Origin of the sequence: Leucobacter chromiiresistens (assembly GCF_900102345.1) — a bacterium.
In the GTDB taxonomy this organism is placed as follows: domain Bacteria; phylum Actinomycetota; class Actinomycetes; order Actinomycetales; family Microbacteriaceae; genus Leucobacter; species Leucobacter chromiiresistens.
On sequence record NZ_FNKB01000001.1, the window covers coordinates 788938 to 812209 of the forward strand.

Sequence of the window (23272 nt, forward strand, 5' to 3'; positions counted from 1 at the left end):
CTGACCCGCTGTCGGAGGACGTGTTGTCTTCGGGGGTGGGATCGACCGTACGTTGAGAACTACACAGTGGACGCGAGCATCTTGCAGTGTCAGATCATGGATACCGGATCACTCTTTTGGGGTGTGGGGGTGTGTGTGGTGTGGTGCTGCTGATACTAATAATTTCATTGGTCGCACATGCCGTCCCGTTTGCGGGGGGGTGTGTGTGTTTCAAACATATGTATGTGATTTCAAGTTTCTAAGAGCAAACGGTGGATGCCTTGGCATCTGGAGCCGAAGAAGGACGTAGTAATCTGCGATAAGCCTCGGGGAGCCGATAAACGGGCTGTGATTCGAGGATTTCCGAATGGGGAAACCCCGCCAGGGCGCGTGCGTACCTGGTGACTCCCGCCTGAATATATAGGGCGGGTAGAGGGAACGTGGGGAAGTGAAACATCTCAGTACCCACAGGAAGAGAAAACAATAGTGATTCCGGGAGTAGTGGCGAGCGAAACCGGATCAGGCTAAACCGGTCATGTGTGATACCGAGCAGGGGTTGCATGGTCGGGGTTGTGGGACGTGCCGTGAAGGGCTGCTTTCCTTCGAGCGTGAGAGTGAAGCTATAGGAGAACGCCTTGGAATGGGCGACCGGAGTGGGTGAGAGTCCCGTATCCGAAATGGTTTTACCGCGTGGTGTGTATCCCAAGTAGCACGGGGCCCGAGAAATCCCGTGTGAATCTGTCAGGACCACCTGATAAGCCTAAATACTTCCAGATGACCGATAGCGGACTAGTACCGTGAGGGAAAGGTGAAAAGTACCCCGGGAGGGGAGTGAAATAGTACCTGAAACCGTTTGCTTACAATCCGTCGGAGCAGGCTTTGTATCTGTGACGGCGTGCCTTTTGAAGAATGAGCCTGCGAGTTAGCGATATGTGGCGAGGTTAACCCGTGTGGGGTAGCCGTAGCGAAAGCGAGTCTGAATAGGGCGGTTCAGTCGCATGTCCTAGACCCGAAGCGAAGTGATCTATCCATGGCCAGGTTGAAGCGACGGTAAGACGTCGTGGAGGACCGAACCCACTTAGGTTGAAAACTGAGGGGATGAGCTGTGGATAGGGGTGAAAGGCCAATCAAACTTCGTGATAGCTGGTTCTCTCCGAAATGCATTTAGGTGCAGCGTTGCGTGTTTCTTGCCGGAGGTAGAGCTACTGGATGGCCGATGGGCCCTACAAGGTTACTGACGTCAGCTAAACTCCGAATGCCGGTAAGTGAGAGCGCAGCAGTGAGACTGTGGGGGATAAGCTTCATAGTCGAGAGGGAAACAACCCAGATCACCAACTAAGGTCCCAAAGCGCGTGCTAAGTGGAAAAGGATGTGGAGTTGCTGTGACAACCAGGAGGTTGGCTTAGAAGCAGCCACCCTTGAAAGAGTGCGTAATAGCTCACTGGTCAAGTGATTCCGCGCCGACAATGTAACGGGGCTCAAGCACGCCACCGAAGTTGTGGCATTCATATAACAGGTAGGCCTTCGTGGTCCAGCCGTATGGATGGGTAGGAGAGCGTCGTGTGGCGAGTGAAGCGGCGGTGTGAACCAGTCGTGGATGCTACACGAGTGAGAATGCAGGCATGAGTAGCGAAAGACGGGTGAGAAACCCGTCCTCCGGAAGACCAAGGGTTCCAGGGTCAAGCTAATCTTCCCTGGGTAAGTCGGGACCTAAGGCGAGGCCGACAGGCGTAGTCGATGGACAACGGGTTGATATTCCCGTACCGGCGGTAAACCGTCAAAGACCTAACCAGTAGTGCTCAGCTATCCAAAGCCTGTTACGGATCCTTCGGGTGATGTGCGGGTGGCGGTTGCGAACCCGAACTGGGGTGGTGAGCGTGAGGTGTGACGCAGGAAGGTAGCCTGTGCCGGGCGATGGTTGTCCCGGTGTAAATGTGTAGCCCGTCGATTATGAATAGTTTTCGGCTTTGGGTGAGACATGATGCGGACCCGTTAGGGGAAGCAGGTGATCCTATGCTGCCAAGAAAAGCATCGACGTGAGGTTTGCTGTTGCCCGTACCCCAAACCGACTCAGGTGGTCAGGTAGAGAATACTCAGGAGATCGAGATAATCATGGTGAAGGAACTCGGCAAAATGCCCCCGTAACTTCGGGAGAAGGGGGGCCATCCACTTATACGGATTTACTCCGGAAAGGGTGTGGTGGCCGCAGAGACCAGTGGGAAGCGACTGTTTACTAAAAACACAGGTCCGTGCTAACACGCAAGTGGATGTATACGGACTGACGCCTGCCCGGTGCTGGAAGGTTAAGAGGAGAGGTTAGACTTTCGGGTCGAAGCTTTGAATTTAAGCCCCAGTAAACGGCGGTGGTAACTATAACCATCCTAAGGTAGCGAAATTCCTTGTCGGGTAAGTTCCGACCTGCACGAATGGCGTAACGACTTCCCAGCTGTCTCCACCGTGAACTCGGCGAAATTGCAGTACGAGTAAAGATGCTCGTTACGCGCAGAAGGACGGAAAGACCCCGTGACCTTTACTACAGCTTGGTATTGGTGTTCGGTGTGGCTTGTGTAGGATAGGTGGGAGACTGTGAAGCTCAGACGCTAGTTTGGGTGGAGTCGTTGTTGAAATACCACTCTGGTCATATTGGATATCTAACTACGGACCCTGATCGGGTTCTGGGACAGTGCCTGGTGGGTAGTTTAACTGGGGCGGTTGCCTCCCAAAAAGTAACGGAGGCGCCCAAAGGTTCCCTCAACCTGGTTGGCAATCAGGTGGCGAGTGTAAGTGCACAAGGGAGCTTGACTGTGAGACTGACAGGTCGAGCAGGGACGAAAGTCGGGACTAGTGATCCGGCAGTGGCTTGTGGAAGCGCTGTCGCTCAACGGATAAAAGGTACCTCGGGGATAACAGGCTGATCTTGCCCAAGAGTCCATATCGACGGCATGGTTTGGCACCTCGATGTCGGCTCGTCGCATCCTGGGGCTGGAGTTGGTCCCAAGGGTTGGGCTGTTCGCCCATTAAAGCGGTACGCGAGCTGGGTTTAGAACGTCGTGAGACAGTTCGGTCCCTATCCTCTGCGCGCGTTGGAGATTTGAGAGGATCTGACCCTAGTACGAGAGGACCGGGTTGGACGGACCTCTGGTGTGCCAGTTGTTCTGCCAAGGGCATGGCTGGTTGGCTACGTTCGGGATGGATAACCGCTGAAAGCATCTAAGCGGGAAGCCGGCCTCGAGATGAGATCTCCGTACACCTTGTGTGTGTGAGGCTCCCAGTAGATTACTGGGTTGATAGGCCAGATGTGGAAGCGCAGTAATGTGTGGAGCTGACTGGTACTAATAAGCCGATGACTTGATTTCTTCCCACCCTTTTGTGGTGGGGCATGATGTGTGTTTGTAACGATTGTTTCGCGTCCACTTTGTGGTTCTAGACGTACGGCCACGCAGCCACCCTTGGGGTGGGTGTGGTCATATGTGAATAGAGTTACGGCGGCTATAGCGTCAGGGAAACGCCCGGTCACATTCCGAACCCGGAAGCTAAGACTGACTGCGCCGATGGTACTGCAAGGGGGACCTTGTGGGAGAGTAGGACACCGCCGGACACCTTTTCTGAGGCTCGTGCTGGGGTGGTCACCATGATGGTGATCGCTCGGGCACGGGCCTCAATTTTTTTGTGCGTGCGGGTATCCCCGCACTTGTTGTGACTGATCGTCGGTGGACTCATCGTCCGCATTCGGGGCAGGGTGGTCGAGTGGAGATTCCAGCGCATCGCAAAGCTTTCGGTACCCGTCTTCGCGAGTTGCGCGTCGCTCGCGGGTGGAGCTCGCAAGAGGCCTTCGCGTTGCATGCCGGTCTGGATCGCACGTATGTGAGCGGGATCGAGAGCGGCCGCCGCAATCCCACTCTGGACGTGCTCGCGCGGATCGCGGGCGCGCTCGAGGTGCCGTTATCGGATCTGTTCTCGCTGGTCACGCTCGAGATGGGTGCCCAGGCGTTATCGAGCTCCGATCGGCGCCGCGGGTAGCACCCGCTTCTCACCACGCGCCCTCGAACACGCGCCCCTGCGGGATGGCCCGCACGAGGCGGGCGTAGGATGCCCGGAACGCGAGCGACTGGGCGGGGCCGAGATCGAGCTCGATCAGTGACGGGTGCGGAGCTCGTGTGCCGGGCATTCTTGTGAGGTGCTGCGCTTTGTCGTTCTCGGGCGCCCAGATCGTGACGTGGGCGCGCGCACGGGTTCCCGGGATCGCGAGCTCGGCGAACTCCCGCCCCGCAGCGAAGATGACGGGGTGTGTGAGCCACGCCCAGAGCTCGGGGTCGTCGCCGTAGACCACGGTCGACCCGGCGGGGTCGATCTCGTCGAACAGGGCGATCACGAACGGGTGGTGTGGGGGGACGATGCTGCGTGCCATGCACTACTCCTGTTCCTCTCCGCGTCGCGTTGCCCCCGCAATTCCCGTCGACCGACCGACAGGCATGTGACGCATGGTCTACAGCAACCATTCTGCCGCACGCCACCGACACCCGCAGAACAGACCGCTCAGCTGCACGTCTCGAAGCGATGCGCGGGATCCCCCGGAAGGGCGAGTTGTCGATCGCGGAGCACCACCGACGCGGGTGTCGCGCCGTCGGCGCACATCTCCGCGAACGTCCGGGGCAGCGCATCGTCGTACTCGACATCGATCACGTGCTCCCCGTACACGTCGGTGTAGGCGCCGCATTCAGCATAGGCGGCGCACTCCTCGGCGATCGCGAAGTCGAACCCCGCAGTGGATCGCAGCAACTCGGCGTCTTCAGCGGAGTTCTTCTGCGCCGCTGCGAGGCCCGCCTCGTGCGCGATCTCGACGTACGCGGTCGCGAGCGCGATGTTGTCCTCGCGCGCGAGCGCTCCCTCGCTGCGCGTGTAGGTGTCGAGGTTGTCGAACTCCACGGCGTCGAAGCCCGACGCGGAGCACCCCCTGATCCAGGGGCCGACGATCTCGAGGATGCGCCCCCGCGCTTCCGTCGTCGACGTGTCGAGAATGATCTCATCGGGCCATTCGGGGTCGATCACCGGAGCACCGCCGCGCTGCAGCAGGGTTGCGTCGGGCCAGAGCGCGCGCTCGCCGGGCTGGGTCTGGAAGCCGTTCACGTAGCAGATCGAGTACCGGTCGGGGTCGGGGTCCGCCGTACGGTCGCGCGCCACGATGTCGACGGCCTCGGCGGGCGCGTACGCTCCGCCCAGTTGATAGTCGGGGGTTCCGCTCGCCGGCGGCAGCTCGATCCGGCCCGCGTCCGCTGCGGTCTGCGGCGCCGGCGCCGCGCACCCCGCGCACAGCACGAGCGCACCCGCCAGCAGCGCTCCGCCGCTCAGCACCCGGCGCGCACCGCTGTTCCACCTCATGAAGACGCCCCCTCTGCCCCGCGCTTCGATGCTATCGCTGACGCTAGACTCGCAGCCATGAGCGACCTCCTCGTGTCCCTGCCCTCCGACCCGGGCCTCCGTGACGCCGTCGGCGATGTCGACGGCGTCGAGTTCGTCGAGTGGGATCTCGATGCGCCGGCGCCGCGTGAGCAGCTCGACATCGTCGTGCCTCCCTACTGGGGCGGGGCCCGCCCCCTGGCACAGCTCGCAGGGGTGGAGGCGCGTCTGGTGCAGTGGCAGTCGATCGGGTACAACGGAGTGTCGAAGCACCTGCCGGAGGGGCTCCCGCTGGCGAACGCCGCAACCGTCCACGAGGGCTCCACGGCCGAGCTCGCGATGGCGCTCGCACTGGCCGCGCAGCGCGGCATTCCGCAGTTCGTGCGCGACGGCGAGGAGGAGCGGTGGCAGCTGCGCTCGCTCCCGAGTCTCGCGGATCGACGCGTGCTGCTCATCGGCTACGGCGGAGTGTCGCAGGCGATCGAGGCTCGGCTCGCCGGGTTCGAGGTCGAGATCACGCGGTTGGCGCGCACTGCGCGACGCGAGGAGAACCTCGCCGGGGAATCGGTCGAGGTGCGCGGGTTCGAGTCGCTGCACGAGAGCCTTGCGGAAGCCGAGATCGTGATGCTCGCGGTGCCGCTCACCGACGGCACGCGGGGACTGATCGACGCCGCCGCCCTCGCGGCGATGCCGGACGGCGCGCTGCTGGTGAACGTCGCCCGCGGCCCCGTCGTCGACACCGCGGCGCTCGTGGCGGAGCTGCAGTCGGGGCGGCTGCGCGCCGCGCTCGACGTCACGGACCCCGAGCCGCTGCCGGCCGGGCACCCCCTGTGGACGGCGCCGAACGTGCTGATCACCCCGCACGTCGGCGGCGACTCCAGCGCGATGCTGCCCCGCATGTCCGCCCTCATCCGTCGCCAGATCGCCCACCTGCAGCGCGGTGAGACGCCCGAGAACATCGTGCTCGGGTCGTGGGAGCGACGATCCGGATCGCCGACGCCCTAGCGGTGCGGGTGATCCGCCGCCGTCTCGCCGGGGGCCGTGAGCAGCTGCAGGAATTCGACGGCCGCCCCGACCGCGGGATCGGGTTTGCGCCCGACCCGGTAGCGCACCGAGATGCGGCGAGAGCCGAGGCCGGGGAGCTCGTGCGTCTCCACGCCCGTGAGTGAGAACTCCTGGAGCGCGAGCTGCGGGAGCAGGGCGACCCCCTCGCCCGCGGCGATGAGGGCGAGCGCCGACTGATGGCTCGCGTAGCGGTGGGGCGAGGTGGTCGAGGAGGAGAGGCGGTCGCGCACGCGCGCGGCGGCCTGATGCACCCCCGAGCTGCGGTCGACTTCGAGCCAGGGGAGGCGCAGCTGATCCAGCTCGATGACGCCCATCGCCGCCTGCGTGCCCGCCGGCGCGACCAGCACCCAGGGATCGTCGAGCAGCGGCACCTCGCGCACGCCCGGCCCGAGCGGGGGCGGCGGAATGGACTCGTCGCGCTCGATGGCCACGAGATCGAACGCAGCCGTGCGGAGGCCTCGCAGCAGATCCGGCATCTCGCCCTCCACGGTCTCGAGGTGCACGCCGGCGAGCTCGGTGCGCCAGCGAGGGAGCGCCGGCGCGATCACGCCGCTCATGAAGCTCTGGAAGGCGCCGAGTCGCACGGATCCGCTCGGCAGCTCGCTCGCGGCGCCCACGCGGAGCGCCGCCTCGTTCACCTCGCGCTCCACGTTCTCCGCGAGCTCGACGAGCTCGCGCCCGGCCGCCGTCAGGGTGACCCCGCGGGGGCTCCGGATCACGAGGGGCACACGGACCTCGGCTTCGAGGCGGGCGAGCTGCTGGGACACCGCCGAGGGGGTCAGCGTGAGCGCCTCGGCCGCGGCCAGCACCCCGCCGCTGCGGGCGATCTGCAGCAGGAACGGCAAGCGCGAGACCGCGATCCTCATGTTCAGAAATTCTACATCCCGGATCAGTCAAGATTCGATTGTGCTGGATCGGCGGGCCGCCGAGAATTGACGTGTCGCGGGCGCCGGAAGAGCACGACTCTTCCTCGAGTCTCAGCGGCGCGCCGGAAAACAGCGGGGGGAGCGGCGGTGGAGACGTTGATCGGGACGATGCTGGGCTGGATGGGCACGGTGGGCACCTTCGTCGCCTACGTGCTGATGCTGCGCGGAACCTGGTCGCCGTCGACGCGCAGTTACCTCGCGCTCAACGCCGTCGGCGGGCTGCTCGCCGCGGGCGGCGCTCTCGCCTACGGGGCTTGGCCGTCGTTCGCGTCGAACATCGTCTGGGGAGTGATGGGCGCGTACGGCCTGTTCGCGACCTTCCGCCGTCGGCACGACGCGATCCGCCCCGAGCCCTCGTCGGCCCCGGCGTCGCCCGGCTCTGCGACGGCGCCGGTGACGGTGCCGCTCCCGGTGCTGCCGATGCCGCAGTCGCCGTGGGATCCGAGCGATACGCTCGCCGCGCCGATCAGTCTGCCCTGGCTGCCGCGATCCGAGTCGCCGCAGCGCGATCGCGGGATCGCTCCGAGCGGCGCGGGGACGACGGCGCTCGCCGCGTGAGCCTGCGCGCGCCGTCGACGCGCAGCCGTGGCCGTCGGCGTCGGCGCGCTCGGTCGGTAGACTGGGCCTCTATGCCGCCGCGTCACGCGAGCGGCGCCAAGATCCCCGCTTGCACCTTGGAGTGATACAGAAACTATGGCTGAGCAGTCCCGCCTCGATAAGGTCATCGCCCTCGCCCGCCACCGCGGCTTCGTCTTCCAGGCGGGTGAGATCTACGGCGGATCGCGCTCGGCGTGGGACTACGGCCCCCTCGGCACTGCGCTGAAGGAGAACATCAAGCGCCAGTGGTGGAAGGCCATGGTGCAGAAGCGCGATGACGTGGTCGGCATCGACTCGAGTGTGATCCTGCCGAAGCAGGTGTGGGAGGCGTCGGGCCACGTCGAGGTCTTCAGCGACCCGCTCATCGAGTGCCTGCACTGCCACAAGCGCTACCGCGAAGACCACCTCATCGAGGCCTTCGAGGAGAAGAAGGGGCGCGCCCCGAAGGACGGCCTTGCCGAGATCGTGTGCGCGAACTGCGGCACGCGCGGCCAGTGGACGGAGCCGCGCGCGTTCTCGGGTCTGCTGAAGACCTACCTGGGCCCCGTCGACGATGAGGCGGGCATGCACTACCTGCGTCCAGAAACCGCGCAGGGGATCTTCGTCAACTTCGCGAACGTGCTGCAGGCGGCCCGCATGAAGCCGCCGTTCGGCATCGGACAGATCGGCAAGAGCTTCCGCAACGAGATCACGCCGGGCAACTTCATCTTCCGCACCCGCGAGTTCGAGCAGATGGAGATGGAGTTCTTCGTCGAGCCGGGCACCGACGAGGAGTGGCAGGAGTACTGGATGAACGAGCGCATGGCGTGGTACGTCGGCCTCGGCATCGACCCCGAGAACCTCCGCTTCTACGAGCACCCGCAGGAGAAGCTCTCGCACTACTCGAAGCGCACCGCCGACATCGAGTACCGCTTCGGCTTCACCGGCGGCGAGTGGGGCGAGCTCGAGGGCATCGCGAATCGCACCGACTTCGACCTGTCGACGCACTCGCAGCACTCGGGCAAGGATCTCAGCTTCTTCGACCAGACGAAGAATGAGCGCTACACGCCGTACGTGATCGAGCCGGCCGCGGGCCTCACGCGGTCGCTCATGGCCTTCCTCGTCGACGCCTACCGCGAGGAGGAGGTGGTGAACGCGAAGGGCGGCACCGACAAGCGCACGCTGCTCGCACTCGACCCGCGCCTCGCACCCATCAAGGCCGCGGTGCTTCCGCTGAGCCGCAACGAGGCGCTGTCGCCGCTGGCGCGCGAGATCGCGCAGGATCTGCGCGACGACTGGAATGTCGACTTCGACGATTCGGGCGCGATCGGCCGTCGCTACCGTCGCCAGGACGAGATCGGCACCCCGTTCTGCGTGACGGTGGACTTCGACTCCCTCGACGACGACGCGGTGACCGTGCGCGAGCGCGACACGATGGAGCAGGTGCGCGTGCCCCGCGCCGAGCTCCACGCGTTCCTCGCCGAGCGCTTGCGCGGAGCCTAGCGAAACGCGCAGCGTTTCGGTCGGCTCCGGTGACGCGAAGCGTCAGCCCACGGAGCGCAGCGAGGGGTGGGAGCCTAGCGAAACGCGCAGCGTTTCGGTCGGCTCCGGTGACGCGAAGCGTCAGCCCACGGAGCGCAGCGAGGGGTGGGAGCCTAGCGAAACGCGCAGCGTTTCGGTCGGCTCCGGTGACGCGCAGCGTCAGCCCGCGGAGCGCAGCGAGGGGTGGGAGCGCTCGAAGCGCGGCGCGCGCGGATGAGAGGATAGCGGTATGACGAGCACCGGATCCGAACCTCCCGAGCGCCCCGATCTCCCGTCCCAGCAGCCGCACGGTCCCGTCCCACCGCAGGCGCAGCCGGGGCTCGGGCAGTCGCTAGCCGAGCCTTCGGCGCCCGGGCAGCCGGGCGGCCCGGCCCCGGAGTGGGCCTGGGCGCGCCCGCAGGTCGCGCTGCAGACCGTCGAGACGGAGCCGCTGGAATACCATCGTCTGCTGCGCGGGGTCGCGAACTACCGCTGGTGGAGGCCGCTCGTTCTGCTGCTGCTCTCGGGGGTGTACTTCGGCGTCTTCACGATCATCGTGAGCATCGCGTTCATCCCGATCCTCATGACGGATCCGTCGTATCTCGACGGCATCGTGACGGGTGAGGGCGAGGTGCTCGACACGCAGGTTCCGGTCTCGGTGCTGCTGAGCCTCGTGTCGATCATCATCATGATCCCGGCCGTGATTCTCGCGATGCTGACGCTCGGCATGCGGCCGACGGGCCGCGTCTGGTCGGTCGCGGGCCGGATCAGGTGGGGTCTGCTGGGGCGGGTGTCGATCGCCGCGCTGCTCGCCGTCGTCGTGATGAACGTCGCGGGAATCGCGTTCGAGATCGCGATGGACCCGGCGTCGCTGAGCGAGACTGCCGAGACCTCGTCCTCGGGCGCCGACTTCGACTGGACCGCCGCCTGGACGTCTCTCATCATCATCGTGCTCCTCGTGCCGTTGCAGGCGACGGCCGAGGAAGTCGTGTTCCGCGGCCTGTTCATGCAGGTGCTGGGCTCGTGGCTGAAGAGCCCCTGGTTCGGGATCGTCATTCCGTCGGTCGGCTTCGCCCTCGCCCACATCTACGACATCTGGGGGCTGCTGTCGGTGGGGGCGCTCGGCCTCGTCGCCGGCTGGCTGACGTGGCGCACGGGAGGCCTGGAGGCGGCGATCGCGATCCACATCGTGAACAATCTCATCGCCTTCGGCTTCATGACGTTCGCCGTGGGCGGGGAGACGGCGCAGGTCGAGGCGACCGGCGGCCCGGGCTCCTTCCTCGGCTCGGTCGTGGGCTACGCCGTCTTCATCTGGCTCGTGCTGCGCATCTTCCGCAAGCACGGGTACGGCCGCTCGCGCATCGACCTCATCCGGGTACCCGCGCCGCTTCCGCAGGCGGCCGCCGAGGCGCCGGCCTTCGGCGCCGAACCCGGGCAGGAGTCGCAGCCCCGTGGTTGACGTGTACGTCATCGGGGAGGGCCCGGTCGAACTCGCCGCGGCACTGGAGTTCGCGGAGGTCGGCTTGAGCGTGCGCGTCGGCCGCGCGGCGTCGCCGGCTCCGGTGAGCGGGGGAGCCGCGCGCGAAGCTGGGCGGGCCGGCGACGCGGATGCCTGCGCCGCGGGCTTCTCGCCGGGCGAGGTGACGGATCCCGATGGAACGCTGCGCGAGTTCCTGGAGCATGTCGCCGCTCCGCTGTCGCCCGGTGGAGCCCCGCTCGCGGCGGCTCGACCGGTCGCGACGCCTCCGGCTCCCGTGCTGCTGCGCGGCGCGGACCGCGTGTGGCGGGCGCAGCCGACGCCGGCGGTGTTCGGCATCCCCGCCGTGCCGCTGTCTCGCGCGAGCATCGCGCTGCTCGGCGGCGGCGGGGCGGCGCGCGCGTTTCTCGACCGTGTGCGGCCGCTGCTGACGATCGGCAAGACGCGGTCGCTCGGCGCCCTCGTGCGCTCCCGCCTCGGCGGGGCGGCGCTCGAGCGCCTCGTCGATCCGTTCGTGCGCGCGAAGTACGGCGTCGACGCCGAGCGCGTCGACGTCGCCATCGCCGCGCCCGGGCTCAACGAGGATCTGACGACGGCGGGGTCGCTCTGCGGCGCCGCGCTCGCGTATGCCGAGCGCCATGTTGCACGTGAAACCCGAGTGCGGCCGGCGGGCGGGTGGCCCGCGTTGCGCGACGCTCTGCTCGAGCGGCTCGCGCTCTACGGCGTCGAGGTGGCCGAGGCTCCCGCGACCGGCGTCGCCAGCGCGGCGCGCGACGGGGCAGGGGCCGCCGGCGAACCGGATGCCTGGCTCGTCTCCGAGGCGGGAGGGCAGGTGCGCGCGAGCGCCGTCGTGCTCGGCGATCGTGCGGCAGGGCTTCCCGGCGTTCCCGACGATGCGCGCGCGCACAGCCCGCGGGCCGTGCGCTGGATCGCCGAACTGGATGTGGCGACGCCCGACTTCGCCCGCTCCGCTGCTGCAGACCGTGCCGATATCGCGAGCCCGGCGGCGGCGCTCGAGATCGTCATGGCGCCGAACGGCGAGCGGTGGAGCGCCGCCTGGGAGCGCGACGCGGCCGGGGGGCCGGCGGCGGACGCGGGGTGGCGGCTGCGTCTCAGCGGGCCGGCCGGCGGCCGCGCAGACGGCCCTTCTTCCGACGCCTCGGACGCCGAGGTGCGCGACACGGTCGGCGCGCTGGTGCGCGCGGTGCTCGAGGGCGCCGAGCCGGGTGAGGGGAGCGCTGCGGCATCGATCCGGCTGGTGCCCGCGCTCTTCGCCACCGCCGCCGCACGGGACGAGGCCATCGGCCATACCACTTCGCCACGCGCAGGGGAATCCACTTGCCTCAGGGTGGGCCCCGAGGTGCATAGTGGAGACCTCGCCGCAGCCGTCAGCGACGCTCGGGAGAAGTCGGTGCACCTGCGCCGGCGCCTCACGGGCATCGCGGAGTAGGGCTCGATGTGCGGGACGAGCCGCGGGGGCGGCGACGACGTGTTCGCCGCACCCGCCCTCGTTCCGGGAGTAGGCTGGGCGAACACCGGGAAACGCCACGAACTGGAGGCATCATGAAGGGCAAGATCGCATTCGTTCTCGGCGCAGCTGTGGGCTACGTGCTGGGGTCACGAGCCGGGCGCGAGCGCTACGAGCAGATCAAGCGCGGCGCGGAGCAGGTGTGGAACACCGCACCCGTGCAGCAGGGGGTCGATGCGGTGCGCGACGCCACGCGCGACACCGTCGAGAACGTCAAGGAATCGGCGCTGCGCGCCGGCAAGAACGCCTTCTCCTCGCTCGTCGGCTCCCAGAGCCGGTCGTCCTCCTCCGCCGGATCGCAGCACGCCGCTCCGACGCCCGCGCGGCCGTCGAGCACCCCGAGCCCGGCGAACTCCGCGTCGCAGACGTCGAGCACGACCCCCAAGCCCGCCGACGCCGCGAGCACGTCGAGCGATTCCGCGAAGCCCGGCTCAGCGGCTGCCGATGCGAACTCGTCCGCGGAGGCGGACGGAGGGAACGCATGATCCGAAAGAAGGATGAGGCGGGCACCTTCGAGCTGCTCGCCCGGCTCCCGCAGCAGATCGTCTCGCTCGCGAAGATCGAGTACCAGAACGCCAAGCGCGAGATCATCACGAAGGCGAAGCGCGCGGGGATCGGCGCGGGCGCGATCGTGGTCGCCCTGTTCTTCCTGTTCTTCATGCTCGAAGCACTGGTGATCGCCGCAATCGCAGCGCTCGCGCTCGTCTGGCCCTGGTGGCTGGCCGCGCTCGTGGTAGCGGCCGGGCTGCTGCTCCTCGCCGCCCTCGCGATCCTCGGCGGCGTCGCCCTGCTCAAGCGGGGCAACCCGGTGCCCGAGGAGACGCTCGACCGGGTCGGCGGGGACATCTCGGCCATCGGCGAGGTGCGCGTGAACGCGGAGCCCCCGGTGCACCACCACTCCGGTCGAGAGATGCCGCGCGTAGGCGAAGAAGGGAACTGGCGATGAGCGCCGAAGAGAAGCGTCACGGCATCGCCGAGGCGGCGCAGGCCCGGTCCGAGCTGTACGACACCCTGTCGCAGCTCAAGGTGCGGCTGAACTACGCGCAGCGCGTCGATGACGCCGTGGACGAGGCGAAGCTGCGGATCGCCGAGGAGAAGCGCGACAACCCGGCGGGGTTCGCCGCGGGTGTCGCCGGCGCCGCGGTGCTCGCCGGCCTCGCCGTATGGGGCATCGCCTCGGCGGTCGCGAAGCGATTCGGCTGACGAGCCGTCAGGTCACAGTTCTATTTCGTTCGCCCGGCGAACCCCCGTCGTTTTGCTTCGGCGAGGTGGCAGGGTAAGAATAGGGACAATGGTTTTCCGGGAAGGGCCGGCACGCAGCAGCACGCTGCGCACGCGGGTCGTTCGTATTGGCATCGAGTGAGTGGGGTGTATGTCTGCTGAGGCGAAGCCGCTCAGTGGTCTTCGGGTGCTCGTTCCTCGGGGCGGTACCTGGGGCGATCTGGTCTCAAGAGCCCTCCGTGAGCGCGGGGCGCACACGGTCATCGCACCGCTCGTAGACTTCGCCCACACGAGCGAGGAAGACAAGCTCGTCAGTGCGCTGAAAGACCTCGAGGCCGGCAAGTTCGACTGGCTGACCGCCACGAGCTCCACCGTCGCAGACGTGCTGAAGCACCACAACGCGGTGATTCCGCCGAGCACGAGCGTCGCACTCGTCGGCGAGGCGACCGCGGTCGCGTTCACCGACGCGGGCTACCCGATCACGCGCACGCCGAGCGAGGAGAACAGCACCCACGCCCTGCTCGAGGAGTGGAGCGAGATCGACTCCGGCGCCGTGCTGAAGGTGCTCACCCTGCGCTCTGACGTCGCGATCCCCGTGCTCACCGAGGGGCTCATGAGCCGCGGGCACGACGTGACGCAGGTGCTCGCGTTCCGCACCGTCGGAGTGCCCGCATCGGTGCACATCCGCGAAGACATCGAGTCGGGCCGCATCAACGCCCTGCTCGTCGCCTCGGCGAAGATCGCCGAGGAGGTCGCGGCCCAGTTCCCCGACCTCCCCTCCGACACGATCGTCGCGTGCGTCGGCGTGAACACCCTCGAGACCGCTGCGGAGCTCGGCCTCCCCGCCGACGCCGACGACCCGTCGCACCCCGAGTACCCCCTGAAGCGAGCGCTCATCGAGACCGTCGAATCGGTCATCGACCAGAGCGACATGCTGGACTGACCCATGGCGCGAGTCGAGGTGCATCCCGATCGAGTGGTCATCCGCCTGACGGCGAGCGAGCGGTTCGCCGCGATGCGCCGCAGAGACGTGGTGCTCGACCGCTCCGCCATCAGCTCGGCGATCGTCACCGATGACCCGTGGGTGTGGGTGCGCGGCGTGCGCGCACCGGGCGCCGCCCTGCCGGGCCGGCTCGCGGCCGGCACCTGGCGCAACTTCACCGGCAGAGACTTCGTGCTGGTGCGCCGCGGGCGCAAAGCGGTGGTCATCGACTTCGAGAACCCCGAGGGCTCGGAGGAGGATCACGGCTGGCGCGGCGAATTCGACCATTTCTCGCGAGTCATCGTGTCGTCGGTGCACGCCGGCGAGCTCATCCAGGCGCTGCGTCTCGACGGCGGCGCGACGGCAGTCGACACCGAGGGCTGACGCAGCGCCCGGGCGCGGGTGTCAGTCGCGGACGAGCACGAGCGACTCGAGATCGCGCCGGGTGCGCGGGGCGAGCTCGCGCTCGCGGAGCGGCTCCGACAGCGTGTCGGCTGAGCCGAGCTTTCCGATCGCGCTGATCGAGACGGGCACGAGGCGATCCTCGAGTGCGAAGGCGGCGCGGATCGCCTCGCGGTCGAAGCCGCCGAGCTGGTGCAGGTGGAGCCCCTCATGGGTGGCCTGCACGCTGAGGTGCGCCACCGCCTGACCGAGATCGTATTCGGCCCAGGGTCGAGCATTGCCCTCGGCGTCGGCCGTCTCGGCGATGTTCACGATGAGTGCACCCGCGTTCACGGCCCATTCGCGGTTGAACCCGACGAAGGTCTCGGCGATCCGGCTGAAGTTCTCGCTGCCGCGTCGGGCGACGATGAAGCGCCAGGGCTGCGTGTTGTTCGCGCTCGGCGCCCAGCGGGCCGCCTCGAGCACGCCGCGGAGCGCGCCCTCGGGGAAGGAGTGCGTGGTGTCGAATGCGCGCGGGCTCCACCGCTCGGCGAGGGGGTCGATGACGGGTGCGCTGGTGATGGCGGTGCGCGGGCTCACGGTGGGGCTCCTCAGGTCGTGCGAATGATGTTTCCGCAGGGCTGCAACGAGCGCGGCGGCGCGACTATTCCCGTCGATCGCGCTCGCGGGGCGGTCAGCCCAGCAGCCACGCGACCGCGGCGATGATCGGCAGCGACGCGAAGGTGGTGAGGAAGACGGCGTCGCGCACCGTCGTCTCGGCCCGACGGTAGGTCGCCGCGTAGTTGTAGACGTTCTGGGCGGTGGGCAGCGCCGCGATGATCGTCGCGACGAAGACCTCGTGCGCGCCCAGCCCGAACGCGGTGGCGAGGCTCCACGCCACGATCGGCATGAGGAGCAGCTTGAGCGCCGACGCCGTGAACACGGCGGCGCGGCCCGTGCCCGGCTGCAGCGCCCGCTGGCCGCGCAGCGAGATGCCGAAGCTGAGCAGCACCATCGGAATGGCGGCGTCGCCGAGCATCTCGAGCGGCGCCGAGACGATCTCGGGGATGGGCAGGCCGACGAGGGCGACGATCAGCCCGAGCACCGACGCGATGATGATCGGGTTCGACGCCGCCCGCCCGAGCGCGGCGAGCGCCCCGCGGAACGCCCCGCGCCCGCGCCGCTGCTCCCGCGCCGCGCCGGCGTCGCCCCGATCGTCGCCCTGCGCGTCGGTCGGCCCATCGACGCGGCGGCCCGTGCGCGTCGCCTCGAGCATCGAGAGGATCGTGGGCGCGAAGAAGATGAGCTGCACGAGGATCAGGGGAGCGACGTACGCCGCGTCGCCCAGAATGTACACGGCGACGGGCAGCCCGAGGTTGTTCGCGTTGACGTACCCCGAGCAGGCCGCGCCGAGCGTCGTCGTCGCCAGATCGCGCTTGAACCAGAGCCGCGACGCGACGACGTAGACGGCCGCGACGATGATCGCCGCGAGGCTCGTGATCAGAATGACCGGCGAGAGCATGATGCTCGGGTCGCTCTGCCGCAGCACGGTGAAGAGGAGCGCGGGGGTCGCGACGAAGAACGCGACGTTGTTGAGCACGCGGCGCTGTTCGCCCTGCACGACGCCGAAGCGAGCGGTGAGGTACCCGGCTCCGATGATCCCGAGGATGAGCGCGAACCCCTGCAGCACTCCGAACATTCAGCTCCTCCCGGCCACTCCCATCCTAGAAGGCCGCGGCGGCCTCCTCGGCGATCACGCGCGAGAGGCGGTCGAGCGCCGGCGAGTCGAGCTTCCACCGCTGCCAGTAGAGGGGCATCAGGATCGGTCGCTCGCCCAGCGCGACGAGGCGCCCCTCCGCGAGCCCGGCCGCGCACTGCAGGTCGGGCAGCATGCCCCAGCCCATGCCGAGCTCGATGGCGTGGGCGAATTCGGCCGACGAGGGGATGAAGTGGCGGGGAGGTGCGAGGCAGGCGCGCGTCACCCGGCGGATGAAGCGCCGCTGGAAGACGTCGTGCCGATCGAATTCGAGCTGCGGGGCGGTGGCGAGGGCCGCGGCGGTGACGCCGTCGGCGAAGTGGGTCGCGGCGAAGTCGGGGCTCGCCACCGCGAAGTAGCGGTCGGTGCAGACGCGGGTCGACGTGCAGCCCGGCACGGCCGCCGACGTCGCGGTGAGGGCGGCCATCGCGGCGCCGCTGCGCAGCCGCTCCGTCGAGATGCTCTCGTCGGCCCGCAGCACCTCGAACGTCGCGCCGGTCTCGCGGGCGGCTCGCGCGAGCGCCGGCACGAACCACGTCGCGAGCGAGTCCGCGTTGACGACGATGGGAATGAGGGTGCCCGGCGACTCGTGCGACCCGAGCTCCGCGGAGGCGTCGGCGGCGATCTGCTGCACCTGGCGGGCGGCGCGCTGCACGACGGCGCCGGCCGCGGTGACGGCGACGGGTCGGGTGCGCTGCAGCAGCACCGAGCCGACGCGCTGCTCCATCGCCCGTACCCGCTGGCTGATCGCCGAGGGGGTGATGTGGAGGCGGCGGGCCGCCCCCTCGAAGCTCCCCTCTTCGAGAATGGCTGCGAACGTGGCGAGGTGCTCGACCGGGAAGTCCATAGAGCGATCTTAAGCAGCATTCATGGTGGTGAAGAAGATTCACGTGCGCTGAAGTCGTCGCGAGGCGGAGGCGGCGCGTAGCGTGTGAGCGTGATCATTCCCTTTCTCGTCGGAGCGGGCAGCGGCCTCTCGCTCATCGTGGCCATCGGTGCGCAGAACGCCTTCGTGCTGCGGCAGGGCATCAGGCGCGAGCACGTGCTGCCCGTGGTGCTCATCTGCGGGCTCGCCGACGCGGTGCTCGAGCTGCTCGGCGTCGCGGGCATCGGGTTCGTGATCGAACGCGCCCCCGTGCTCCTCGAGATCGTGCGCTGGGGCGGCGTGGCGTTCCTCCTCTGGTACGCCTGGTCCGCGGCCCGGCGCGCGCTGCGCCCGCAGGCGTTGAGCGCGGGCGCCGCCGACCCCGCGCCGCTGCGCCGAGTGGTGACCGCGTGCCTGGCGATCACGCTGCTCAACCCGCACGTCTACCTCGACACCATGGTGCTGATGGGCTCCCTCGGCAACGCCCAGGGCGACCCGGATCGCTGGTGGTTCGTGCTGGGCGGCGCCGTCGCGAGCCTGTGCTGGTTCTTCCTGCTCGGCTACGGCGCGCGAGCGCTGACGCGGTTCTTCGAGACGCCGCGATCCTGGCGCATCCTCGATTCCGTGGTGGCGGTCACCATGCTCGTGATCGCGGCGCGGATCGCCTTCGGCGGCGTCTCGCACTGAGACGCCGCCCGGCGGGCCGCCCGCGCTACGCGTCTGCGCTCGCGCGCATCACAGCGTGCAGCGTCGCGCTGTGGACCGACCGGTCGAGGCCCGCCGCCCACCCCGTGGTGCGGCCGCGCCGGTACTCGATGAGGGTGAGGGCGTCGCCGGTGCTGCCCGCGCTCATGCTGGTCTGATGGAGACTCAGCACCTCGACGGGGTGCCCGGCCTCCGCCAGCGCGGCGGTGAGGGCCTCGACGGTGCCCGCGTCGTCGCGCGAGGTGGTCCGCTCGACGCCGCCCGCGCGCAGCGTGACGCTGGTGCTGCGGCCGGAGGTCGAGCAGTCGACCAGCTCGACCGGCGACTCGGTCGCGGGGGCGAGATACGCCTCGCGGAACAGGCCCCAGAGCTGGTCGCCCGCGACCTCGCTTCCGCTGGCATCGGTGTGCTGCTGCACCCGACGGGCGAAATCGATCTGCAGGCGGCGGGGCAGCTCGATTCCGAACTCCGTCTCGAGCACGTATGCGATGCCGCCCTTGCCCGACTGCGAGTTGACGCGGATCACCTCGTCGTAGCTGCGGCCGACATCAGCGGGGTCGATCGGCAGGTACGGCACGCGCCACTCGATCTCCCGCTCCGGGCGGCGTTCGGCCGCGGCGCGGCGCCGGTGCTCCGCGAACCCCTTCTTGATGGCGTCCTGATGGGTGCCCGAGAACGCCGTGTGCACGAGGTCGCCGACGTAGGGGTGGCGCGGGTGGATCTCGATGCGGTTGCAGTGCTCCACCGTGCGTCTGATCTCGTCGATGTCGGAGAAGTCGATCATGGGGTCGACGCCCTGCGCGTGCAGGTTCAGCGCGAGGGTGGCGAGATCGACGTTGCCGGTGCGCTCGCCGTTGCCGAAGAGGCACCCCTCGACGCGCTGCGCCCCCGCGAGCACGGCGAGCTCCGCGCAGGCGATGCCCGTGCCGCGATCGTTGTGGGGGTGCACGGAGAGGATCACCGAGTCGCGCCGATCGAGGTGCCGGTGCATGTACTCGATCTGGTCGGCGTAGACGTTCGGCGTGGCGATCTCCACGGTCGCCGGCAGGTTGAGGATCACCGGACGGTCGGGGCTCGCCTCCCAGAGCTCCGTCATCGCGTTGCACACCTCCAGCGCGTAGTCGGGCTCGGTGAGGGTGAACACCTCGGGGGAGAACTCGAATCTCACGCGGGGCAGGTCGCCCGCGAGCTGCAGCACGTCGCGCCCGCCCGAGAGGATCAGCTGCCGCAGCCCCGCGCGATCCTGCCCGAGCACCACGTCGCGCCAGATCGGCGCGGTTGCGGTGTACATGTGGATGACCACGTCGTTGCGGATGCCCCGGATCGACTCCACGGTGCGCTCGATGAGGTCTCGGCGCGCGGGTGTGAACACGACCAAGGTGACGTCGTCGGGCGCGATGTCGGATTCGGCGATCAGCCGGACGAAGTCGTAATCGGTGCGGGAGGCCGACGGGTACCCGACCTCGATCTCCTTGTAGCCCATCGCGACCATGAGTTCGAAGAAGCGGCGCTTGCGGGCGGGGTCCATCGGCTCGGCGAGCGCCTGGTTGCCGTCGCGCAGGTCGACCGGCACCCAGAGCGGCGCCTGCAGCAGCCGTCGCGACGGCCATTCGCGGTCGGTGAGCGGAATGTCGACGCGGGAGTGGGCGTCGCGGTAGCGGTGCGCGGGCATGGCGGAGCGACGCTGGCGGTTCCAGGCGGGCGCCTCGGGGAGCGTCGGGCCGGCGGGGGTGGTGAGCGTGGGGAAGGTGCTGCTGGGCATCGGGGTCTCCTGATCGACGGTCTGCGTGATCGACCGGCGCCTTGCGCGTTCTGCGGCTCACCGACTCCATGACGGGGAGCCGGTCTGGTCAGGCCCCGTCGTGGCGACGAAGGAGGAGGGTGGCGATGCGCTGCACAGGGCCACGGTAGCACACTCCTCAGACAAGCTGAGAAGTTCGTGCTGGATCGGGGGCCTGCGGCGGCGACGGAGCGGCGGGCCAGGGGCGGCGGGCCAGGGGCGGCGGGGCGGCGAGGGGTCGATGGGAGAATGTGCGCATGACGATCGTGCGACGCGAATCCCTGGCCGAGCAGGCCGCCGCACTGCTGCACGAGCGCATCCGCGCCGGCGAATGGCCCATCGGAGGCAAGCTGCCGGGGGAGACGACGCTCGCGCCGCAGCTCGGCGTGGGGCGCTCGACGGCCCGCGAGGCGATCCGCATCCTCGCCGGCCGCGGCATTCTCGCGACACGACAGGGCGCCGGCGTGTTCGTCGTCGCCGCCGAGGCGCCCGAAGGGTGGGGCGCCGTGCTGCAGCGCGCCGGCATCGCGGCCGTGCTCGAAGCGCGCACCGCGATCGAAGTCGAAGCCGCCGCGCTCGCCGCACGGCGGCGCACGGCAGCAGAACTGGAGACGCTCCGCATCGCGCTCGAGGAGCGGCAGCGCCGCCGCGGCGACCTCGACGCGCTCGTCGACGCCGACATGGCAGTGCACCGCGGCATCGTCGCCGCCGCGCACAGCCCGATCCTGCTCGAGCTCTTCGACGGCTTCGCTCCGCGCAGCCGCGCCGCGATGATCGACATGCTCCGATCGCGAGCGGCCGCGGGAGCCGGCGGCGACCGCTCCGACGTTCACGGCGCCGGCTCCGACCCCCGTTCCGGAGACGCGGACCACGACGCGCACGAGCAGATGTACCTCGCGATCGAGGCCGGCGACGCCGATGCTGCGGCGCGGCTCACGCGCGCGCACCTGCAGACGCTCCGGTCGCGCGCGAGCTGATCCGGCCCGACCGCCGCCGCTAGCCGCCCGGCGGGGGCACGAGGCGGTAGAGCACCTCGGGGCGGCCGCGTCTGCCGTAGCGGTGCGCGAGATCGATCGCTCCCGTCTCCACGAGGTGATCGAGGTAGCGGCGCGCGGTCGCGCGCGAGATCTCGCACCGCTGCGCGAGCTCGACCGCGGAGAGAGGCGTCACCGGATCGAGCGCCGAGAGCACCGACCTCAGCGTCACCTCGGAGATGCCCTTCGGGAGTGCACCCGGCGCCCCGATCGGCAGCGAACCCGACTCGGCGCCCGACTCCGCTCCCGCCGCCGCCCCGACCGCACCATTCGACGGCGGCCCGGAGCGCGAGCCCCGCGCCGCGCGAACGGCCGCGGGCACGTCGATCCGCCCCGTCGACTGCAGGCGATCGATCTCGCCCTGCCCGAGCACCACCTCGCGCGACCCCGCATCGGCCGCGCGGTGCTCGGCGCGGTAGCTCGCGAGCCGCGCATGCAGCGCCGGCTCGGTGAACGGCTTCACCAGGTACCCGATGACGCGGGCCGCCAGCGCCTGCCGCACCGTCACCTGATCGCGCGACGAACTGATGACCAGCACATCGGGCGACGCGTGCCGCACCGTGCGCAACCGGTTCAGCACCTCGACGCCGCTGATATCGGGGAGCCGCATGTCGAGGAGCACGAGATCCACGTCGCCGCGCAGGCTGTGCTGCAGGGCGGCGCGGCCCGTGCCGACGGTGGCGGTCACCGCGAACCCCGGAGCGCGCGACACGTACAGGCCGTGCAGGCGACGAGCGCCCGGATCGTCGTCGACGACGAGCACGCGGATCTCCGCAGACGGGGAGGCGCTCATGCGCGACCTCCGATCTCGAATCGGAACCTCGCGCCGCCGAGATCCGAGCGGCCCAGTTCGACGGTGCCGTTGCGGTCGGCGATGATGCGCCGCACCAGGTCGAGCCCGATGCCGCGCCCCAGCCCCGACGCGTCGAGCTTCGACGAGAACCCGCGGGCGAAGACGCGGTCGGCCGCGGGCCCCGCGATCCCCGGCCCGTCATCGGCGACCTCTCCGCGCAGCACGCCGCCCCTGCCGGTCAGCGTGCAGCGCACGCGCGACGCCCCCGCCTCGCCCGCATTGCGGCAGAGGTTCGCGAGCACGAGCGTCACATCCTCGTCCACATCGGCGTCGACATCGATCGCGGTCTCGAGCTGCGCGCCGAGACCCCCGAGCTCGGCGCGCAGCGCGTCGAGCGTCGCGCGCAGCAGCGGATACCGCGAATCGGCGGCCCCCTCGCTCTCATCGACCGGGGCCGCTCCGGCGATGTAGGCGAGCGCCTCCGCCGTATCGCCGTGCGAGACCAGGCCGTGGATCACATGCAGGCGCGTGTGGAACTCGTGGGTCTGCTCGCGCAGCGCCGCCGCCGTGCGGCGGATGCCCTCCGCCTCCCGGGAGAGCGCCTCGAGACGCCGCAACCGGCGCTCCAGTAAGGTGGCGAGCGCGGTGCTCGCGAGCGTGCCGACGAGCAGGGCGCCCAGCGCCCACGGCAGGAGCTGCCGCACGGCGGCCTCGAAATCAGCGGCGATGCGCGTCTCGAGAATGCCCACGGAGAGCGACCCGATGACCCTCCCCGCATCGTCGCGCACCGGCACCTTCGCCCGCAGCGTTCGCCCGAGGGTGCCGCGCTCCGTTCCCAGGAACTCCCGCCCGTCGAGCACGTCGTCGATCGACGTCGACACGTGCCCGCCCCGCAGCTCCGGCGTCGGGTGCGTGATGCGGATGCCCCGATCATCGGTGACGACCAGGTAGTCGACGCCCGCGGCCTGCTCGACGACGTCGGCCAGCGGCTGCAGCTCGCGCGTCGCCTCCGCGACGTCGTCGCCGGTGCGCTCGAGCACCGTGCGCACCTGATCGAGCCGTGCCAGGCTCGTCGCGACATCGCGCACCCGCTCGCCCGTCGCCTCCCGAATGCTCGACTCCTGCACCGTCACCGCGATGCTCGCCGTGACGCCGACGCTCGCGAGCACGAGCAGCGTCGGGAGCAGGAGGACCGCGAGACGCGCGAAGCGCGACATCGTCCAACGCGGCATCGCAGCACCTCCCGTCACCCTCGTCGTCACCGCGCACCGGCCCGGCCGCCGCTC

Annotated in this window: 22 protein-coding genes and 2 rRNA genes; 15 read left to right on the plus strand and 9 right to left on the minus strand. The window is 68.9% G+C overall.

The window, feature by feature from the left end; translation table 11 throughout:
• The first annotated feature begins 228 nt into the window (after positions 1–228).
• The 3 genes from BLT44_RS03655 (at position 229) to BLT44_RS03665 (ending at position 3999) form a co-directional block, all read left to right on the plus strand.
• Positions 229–3335: ribosomal RNA gene (locus BLT44_RS03655) — 23S ribosomal RNA — on the plus strand.
• A gap of 125 nt (positions 3336–3460) precedes the next feature.
• A 5S ribosomal RNA gene (gene rrf, locus BLT44_RS03660) occupies positions 3461–3577 on the plus strand.
• 149 nt (positions 3578–3726) lie between these two features.
• Positions 3727–3999 (plus strand): helix-turn-helix domain-containing protein, encoded by a 273-nt coding sequence (locus BLT44_RS03665; RefSeq protein WP_074689929.1) that lies wholly within the window; start codon positions 3727–3729, stop codon positions 3997–3999.
• Between the two features lie 10 nt (positions 4000–4009).
• On the opposite strand, the gene BLT44_RS03670 is transcribed toward BLT44_RS03665, so the two are convergent.
• Both BLT44_RS03670 and BLT44_RS03675 read right to left on the minus strand, forming a co-directional pair.
• A complete protein-coding gene (locus tag BLT44_RS03670; protein ID WP_074689931.1) occupies positions 4010–4387 on the minus strand; it encodes a hypothetical protein in 378 nt (125 codons plus the stop codon).
• Positions 4388–4515: 128 nt separating this feature from the next.
• The gene (locus BLT44_RS03675) at positions 4516–5358 is read right to left on the minus strand and encodes an endo alpha-1,4 polygalactosaminidase (protein ID WP_029608118.1); all 843 of its coding nucleotides are present in this window, start codon (positions 5356–5358) and stop codon (positions 4516–4518) included.
• A gap of 57 nt (positions 5359–5415) precedes the next feature.
• Here BLT44_RS03675 and BLT44_RS03680 point away from each other — a divergent pair, with 57 nt between their 5' ends.
• Positions 5416–6381: a 2-hydroxyacid dehydrogenase gene (locus BLT44_RS03680; protein WP_010155458.1), complete on the plus strand. Its 966-nt coding sequence runs from the start codon at positions 5416–5418 to the stop codon at positions 6379–6381.
• On the opposite strand, the gene BLT44_RS03685 is transcribed toward BLT44_RS03680, so the two are convergent.
• Positions 6378–7307, minus strand: coding sequence for a LysR family transcriptional regulator (locus BLT44_RS03685; RefSeq protein ID WP_010155457.1), 930 nt, complete (start codon positions 7305–7307; stop codon positions 6378–6380). The genes BLT44_RS03680 and BLT44_RS03685 overlap by 4 nt on opposite strands.
• Positions 7308–7454: 147 nt before the next feature.
• On the opposite strand from BLT44_RS03685, the gene BLT44_RS03690 reads away from it, so the two are divergent.
• From BLT44_RS03690 to BLT44_RS03730, 9 genes are all read left to right on the plus strand, one after another.
• Positions 7455–7925, plus strand: coding sequence for a CBU_0592 family membrane protein (locus BLT44_RS03690; protein WP_010155456.1), 471 nt, complete (start codon positions 7455–7457; stop codon positions 7923–7925).
• A gap of 135 nt (positions 7926–8060) precedes the next feature.
• Positions 8061–9446 (plus strand): glycine--tRNA ligase, encoded by a 1386-nt coding sequence (locus BLT44_RS03695; RefSeq protein WP_010155455.1) that lies wholly within the window; start codon positions 8061–8063, stop codon positions 9444–9446.
• Between the two features lie 268 nt (positions 9447–9714).
• Positions 9715–10923: a CPBP family intramembrane glutamic endopeptidase gene (locus tag BLT44_RS03700; RefSeq protein ID WP_010155454.1), complete on the plus strand. Its 1209-nt coding sequence runs from the start codon at positions 9715–9717 to the stop codon at positions 10921–10923.
• Positions 10916–12391: a hypothetical protein gene (locus BLT44_RS03705; RefSeq protein WP_143025963.1), complete on the plus strand. Its 1476-nt coding sequence runs from the start codon at positions 10916–10918 to the stop codon at positions 12389–12391. The genes BLT44_RS03700 and BLT44_RS03705 overlap by 8 nt, the downstream gene beginning before the upstream one ends.
• Positions 12392–12504: 113 nt before the next feature.
• Positions 12505–12954: a YtxH domain-containing protein gene (locus BLT44_RS15840; protein ID WP_010157799.1), complete on the plus strand. Its 450-nt coding sequence runs from the start codon at positions 12505–12507 to the stop codon at positions 12952–12954.
• Positions 12951–13415 (plus strand): phage holin family protein, encoded by a 465-nt coding sequence (locus BLT44_RS03715; RefSeq protein ID WP_010157800.1) that lies wholly within the window; start codon positions 12951–12953, stop codon positions 13413–13415. Before BLT44_RS15840 ends, BLT44_RS03715 begins: the two co-directional genes overlap by 4 nt.
• Positions 13412–13672, plus strand: coding sequence for a DUF3618 domain-containing protein (locus BLT44_RS03720; protein ID WP_010157801.1), 261 nt, complete (start codon positions 13412–13414; stop codon positions 13670–13672). Before BLT44_RS03715 ends, BLT44_RS03720 begins: the two co-directional genes overlap by 4 nt.
• Positions 13673–13841: 169 nt before the next feature.
• Positions 13842–14633 carry a uroporphyrinogen-III synthase gene (locus BLT44_RS03725; RefSeq protein WP_029608395.1) on the plus strand — a complete coding sequence of 264 codons (792 nt, stop codon included), beginning with the start codon at positions 13842–13844 and terminating at the stop codon, positions 14631–14633.
• 3 nt (positions 14634–14636) lie between these two features.
• Positions 14637–15056 (plus strand): hypothetical protein, encoded by a 420-nt coding sequence (locus BLT44_RS03730; protein ID WP_010157803.1) that lies wholly within the window; start codon positions 14637–14639, stop codon positions 15054–15056.
• 21 nt (positions 15057–15077) lie between these two features.
• Here BLT44_RS03730 and BLT44_RS03735 read toward each other — a convergent pair whose 3' ends face one another.
• The 3 genes from BLT44_RS03735 to BLT44_RS03745 form a co-directional block, all read right to left on the minus strand.
• On the minus strand, positions 15078–15653 hold the full coding sequence (locus BLT44_RS03735; protein ID WP_010157804.1) for a nitroreductase family protein: 576 nt from the start codon (positions 15651–15653) through the stop codon (positions 15078–15080).
• Positions 15654–15747: 94 nt separating this feature from the next.
• The gene (locus BLT44_RS03740) at positions 15748–16752 is read right to left on the minus strand and encodes an AEC family transporter (protein ID WP_074689935.1); all 1005 of its coding nucleotides are present in this window, start codon (positions 16750–16752) and stop codon (positions 15748–15750) included.
• Between the two features lie 25 nt (positions 16753–16777).
• Positions 16778–17656, minus strand: coding sequence for a LysR family transcriptional regulator ArgP (locus tag BLT44_RS03745; RefSeq protein ID WP_010155450.1), 879 nt, complete (start codon positions 17654–17656; stop codon positions 16778–16780).
• A 90-nt stretch (positions 17657–17746) separates the two neighbouring features.
• Between BLT44_RS03745 and BLT44_RS03750 the strand changes: the two genes are divergently transcribed.
• A complete protein-coding gene (locus BLT44_RS03750; protein WP_029608117.1) occupies positions 17747–18361 on the plus strand; it encodes a LysE/ArgO family amino acid transporter in 615 nt (204 codons plus the stop codon).
• 25 nt (positions 18362–18386) lie between these two features.
• Here BLT44_RS03750 and BLT44_RS03755 read toward each other — a convergent pair whose 3' ends face one another.
• The gene (locus BLT44_RS03755) at positions 18387–20141 is read right to left on the minus strand and encodes a 2-isopropylmalate synthase (protein WP_010155448.1); all 1755 of its coding nucleotides are present in this window, start codon (positions 20139–20141) and stop codon (positions 18387–18389) included.
• A gap of 275 nt (positions 20142–20416) precedes the next feature.
• Here BLT44_RS03755 and BLT44_RS03760 point away from each other — a divergent pair, with 275 nt between their 5' ends.
• Entirely contained in the window at positions 20417–21136 is a 720-nt protein-coding gene (locus BLT44_RS03760) for a FadR/GntR family transcriptional regulator (RefSeq protein WP_010155447.1), read from the plus strand.
• 19 nt (positions 21137–21155) lie between these two features.
• On the opposite strand, the gene BLT44_RS03765 is transcribed toward BLT44_RS03760, so the two are convergent.
• Together BLT44_RS03765 and BLT44_RS03770 are read right to left on the minus strand one after the other, a co-directional pair.
• Complete coding sequence (locus tag BLT44_RS03765; protein WP_010155446.1) at positions 21156–21986, minus strand: response regulator transcription factor; 831 nt, start codon at positions 21984–21986, stop codon at positions 21156–21158.
• On the minus strand, positions 21983–23218 hold the full coding sequence (locus BLT44_RS03770) for a sensor histidine kinase (RefSeq protein ID WP_010155445.1): 1236 nt from the start codon (positions 23216–23218) through the stop codon (positions 21983–21985). Before BLT44_RS03770 ends, BLT44_RS03765 begins: the two co-directional genes overlap by 4 nt.
• Between the last annotated feature and the right edge of the window lie 54 nt (positions 23219–23272).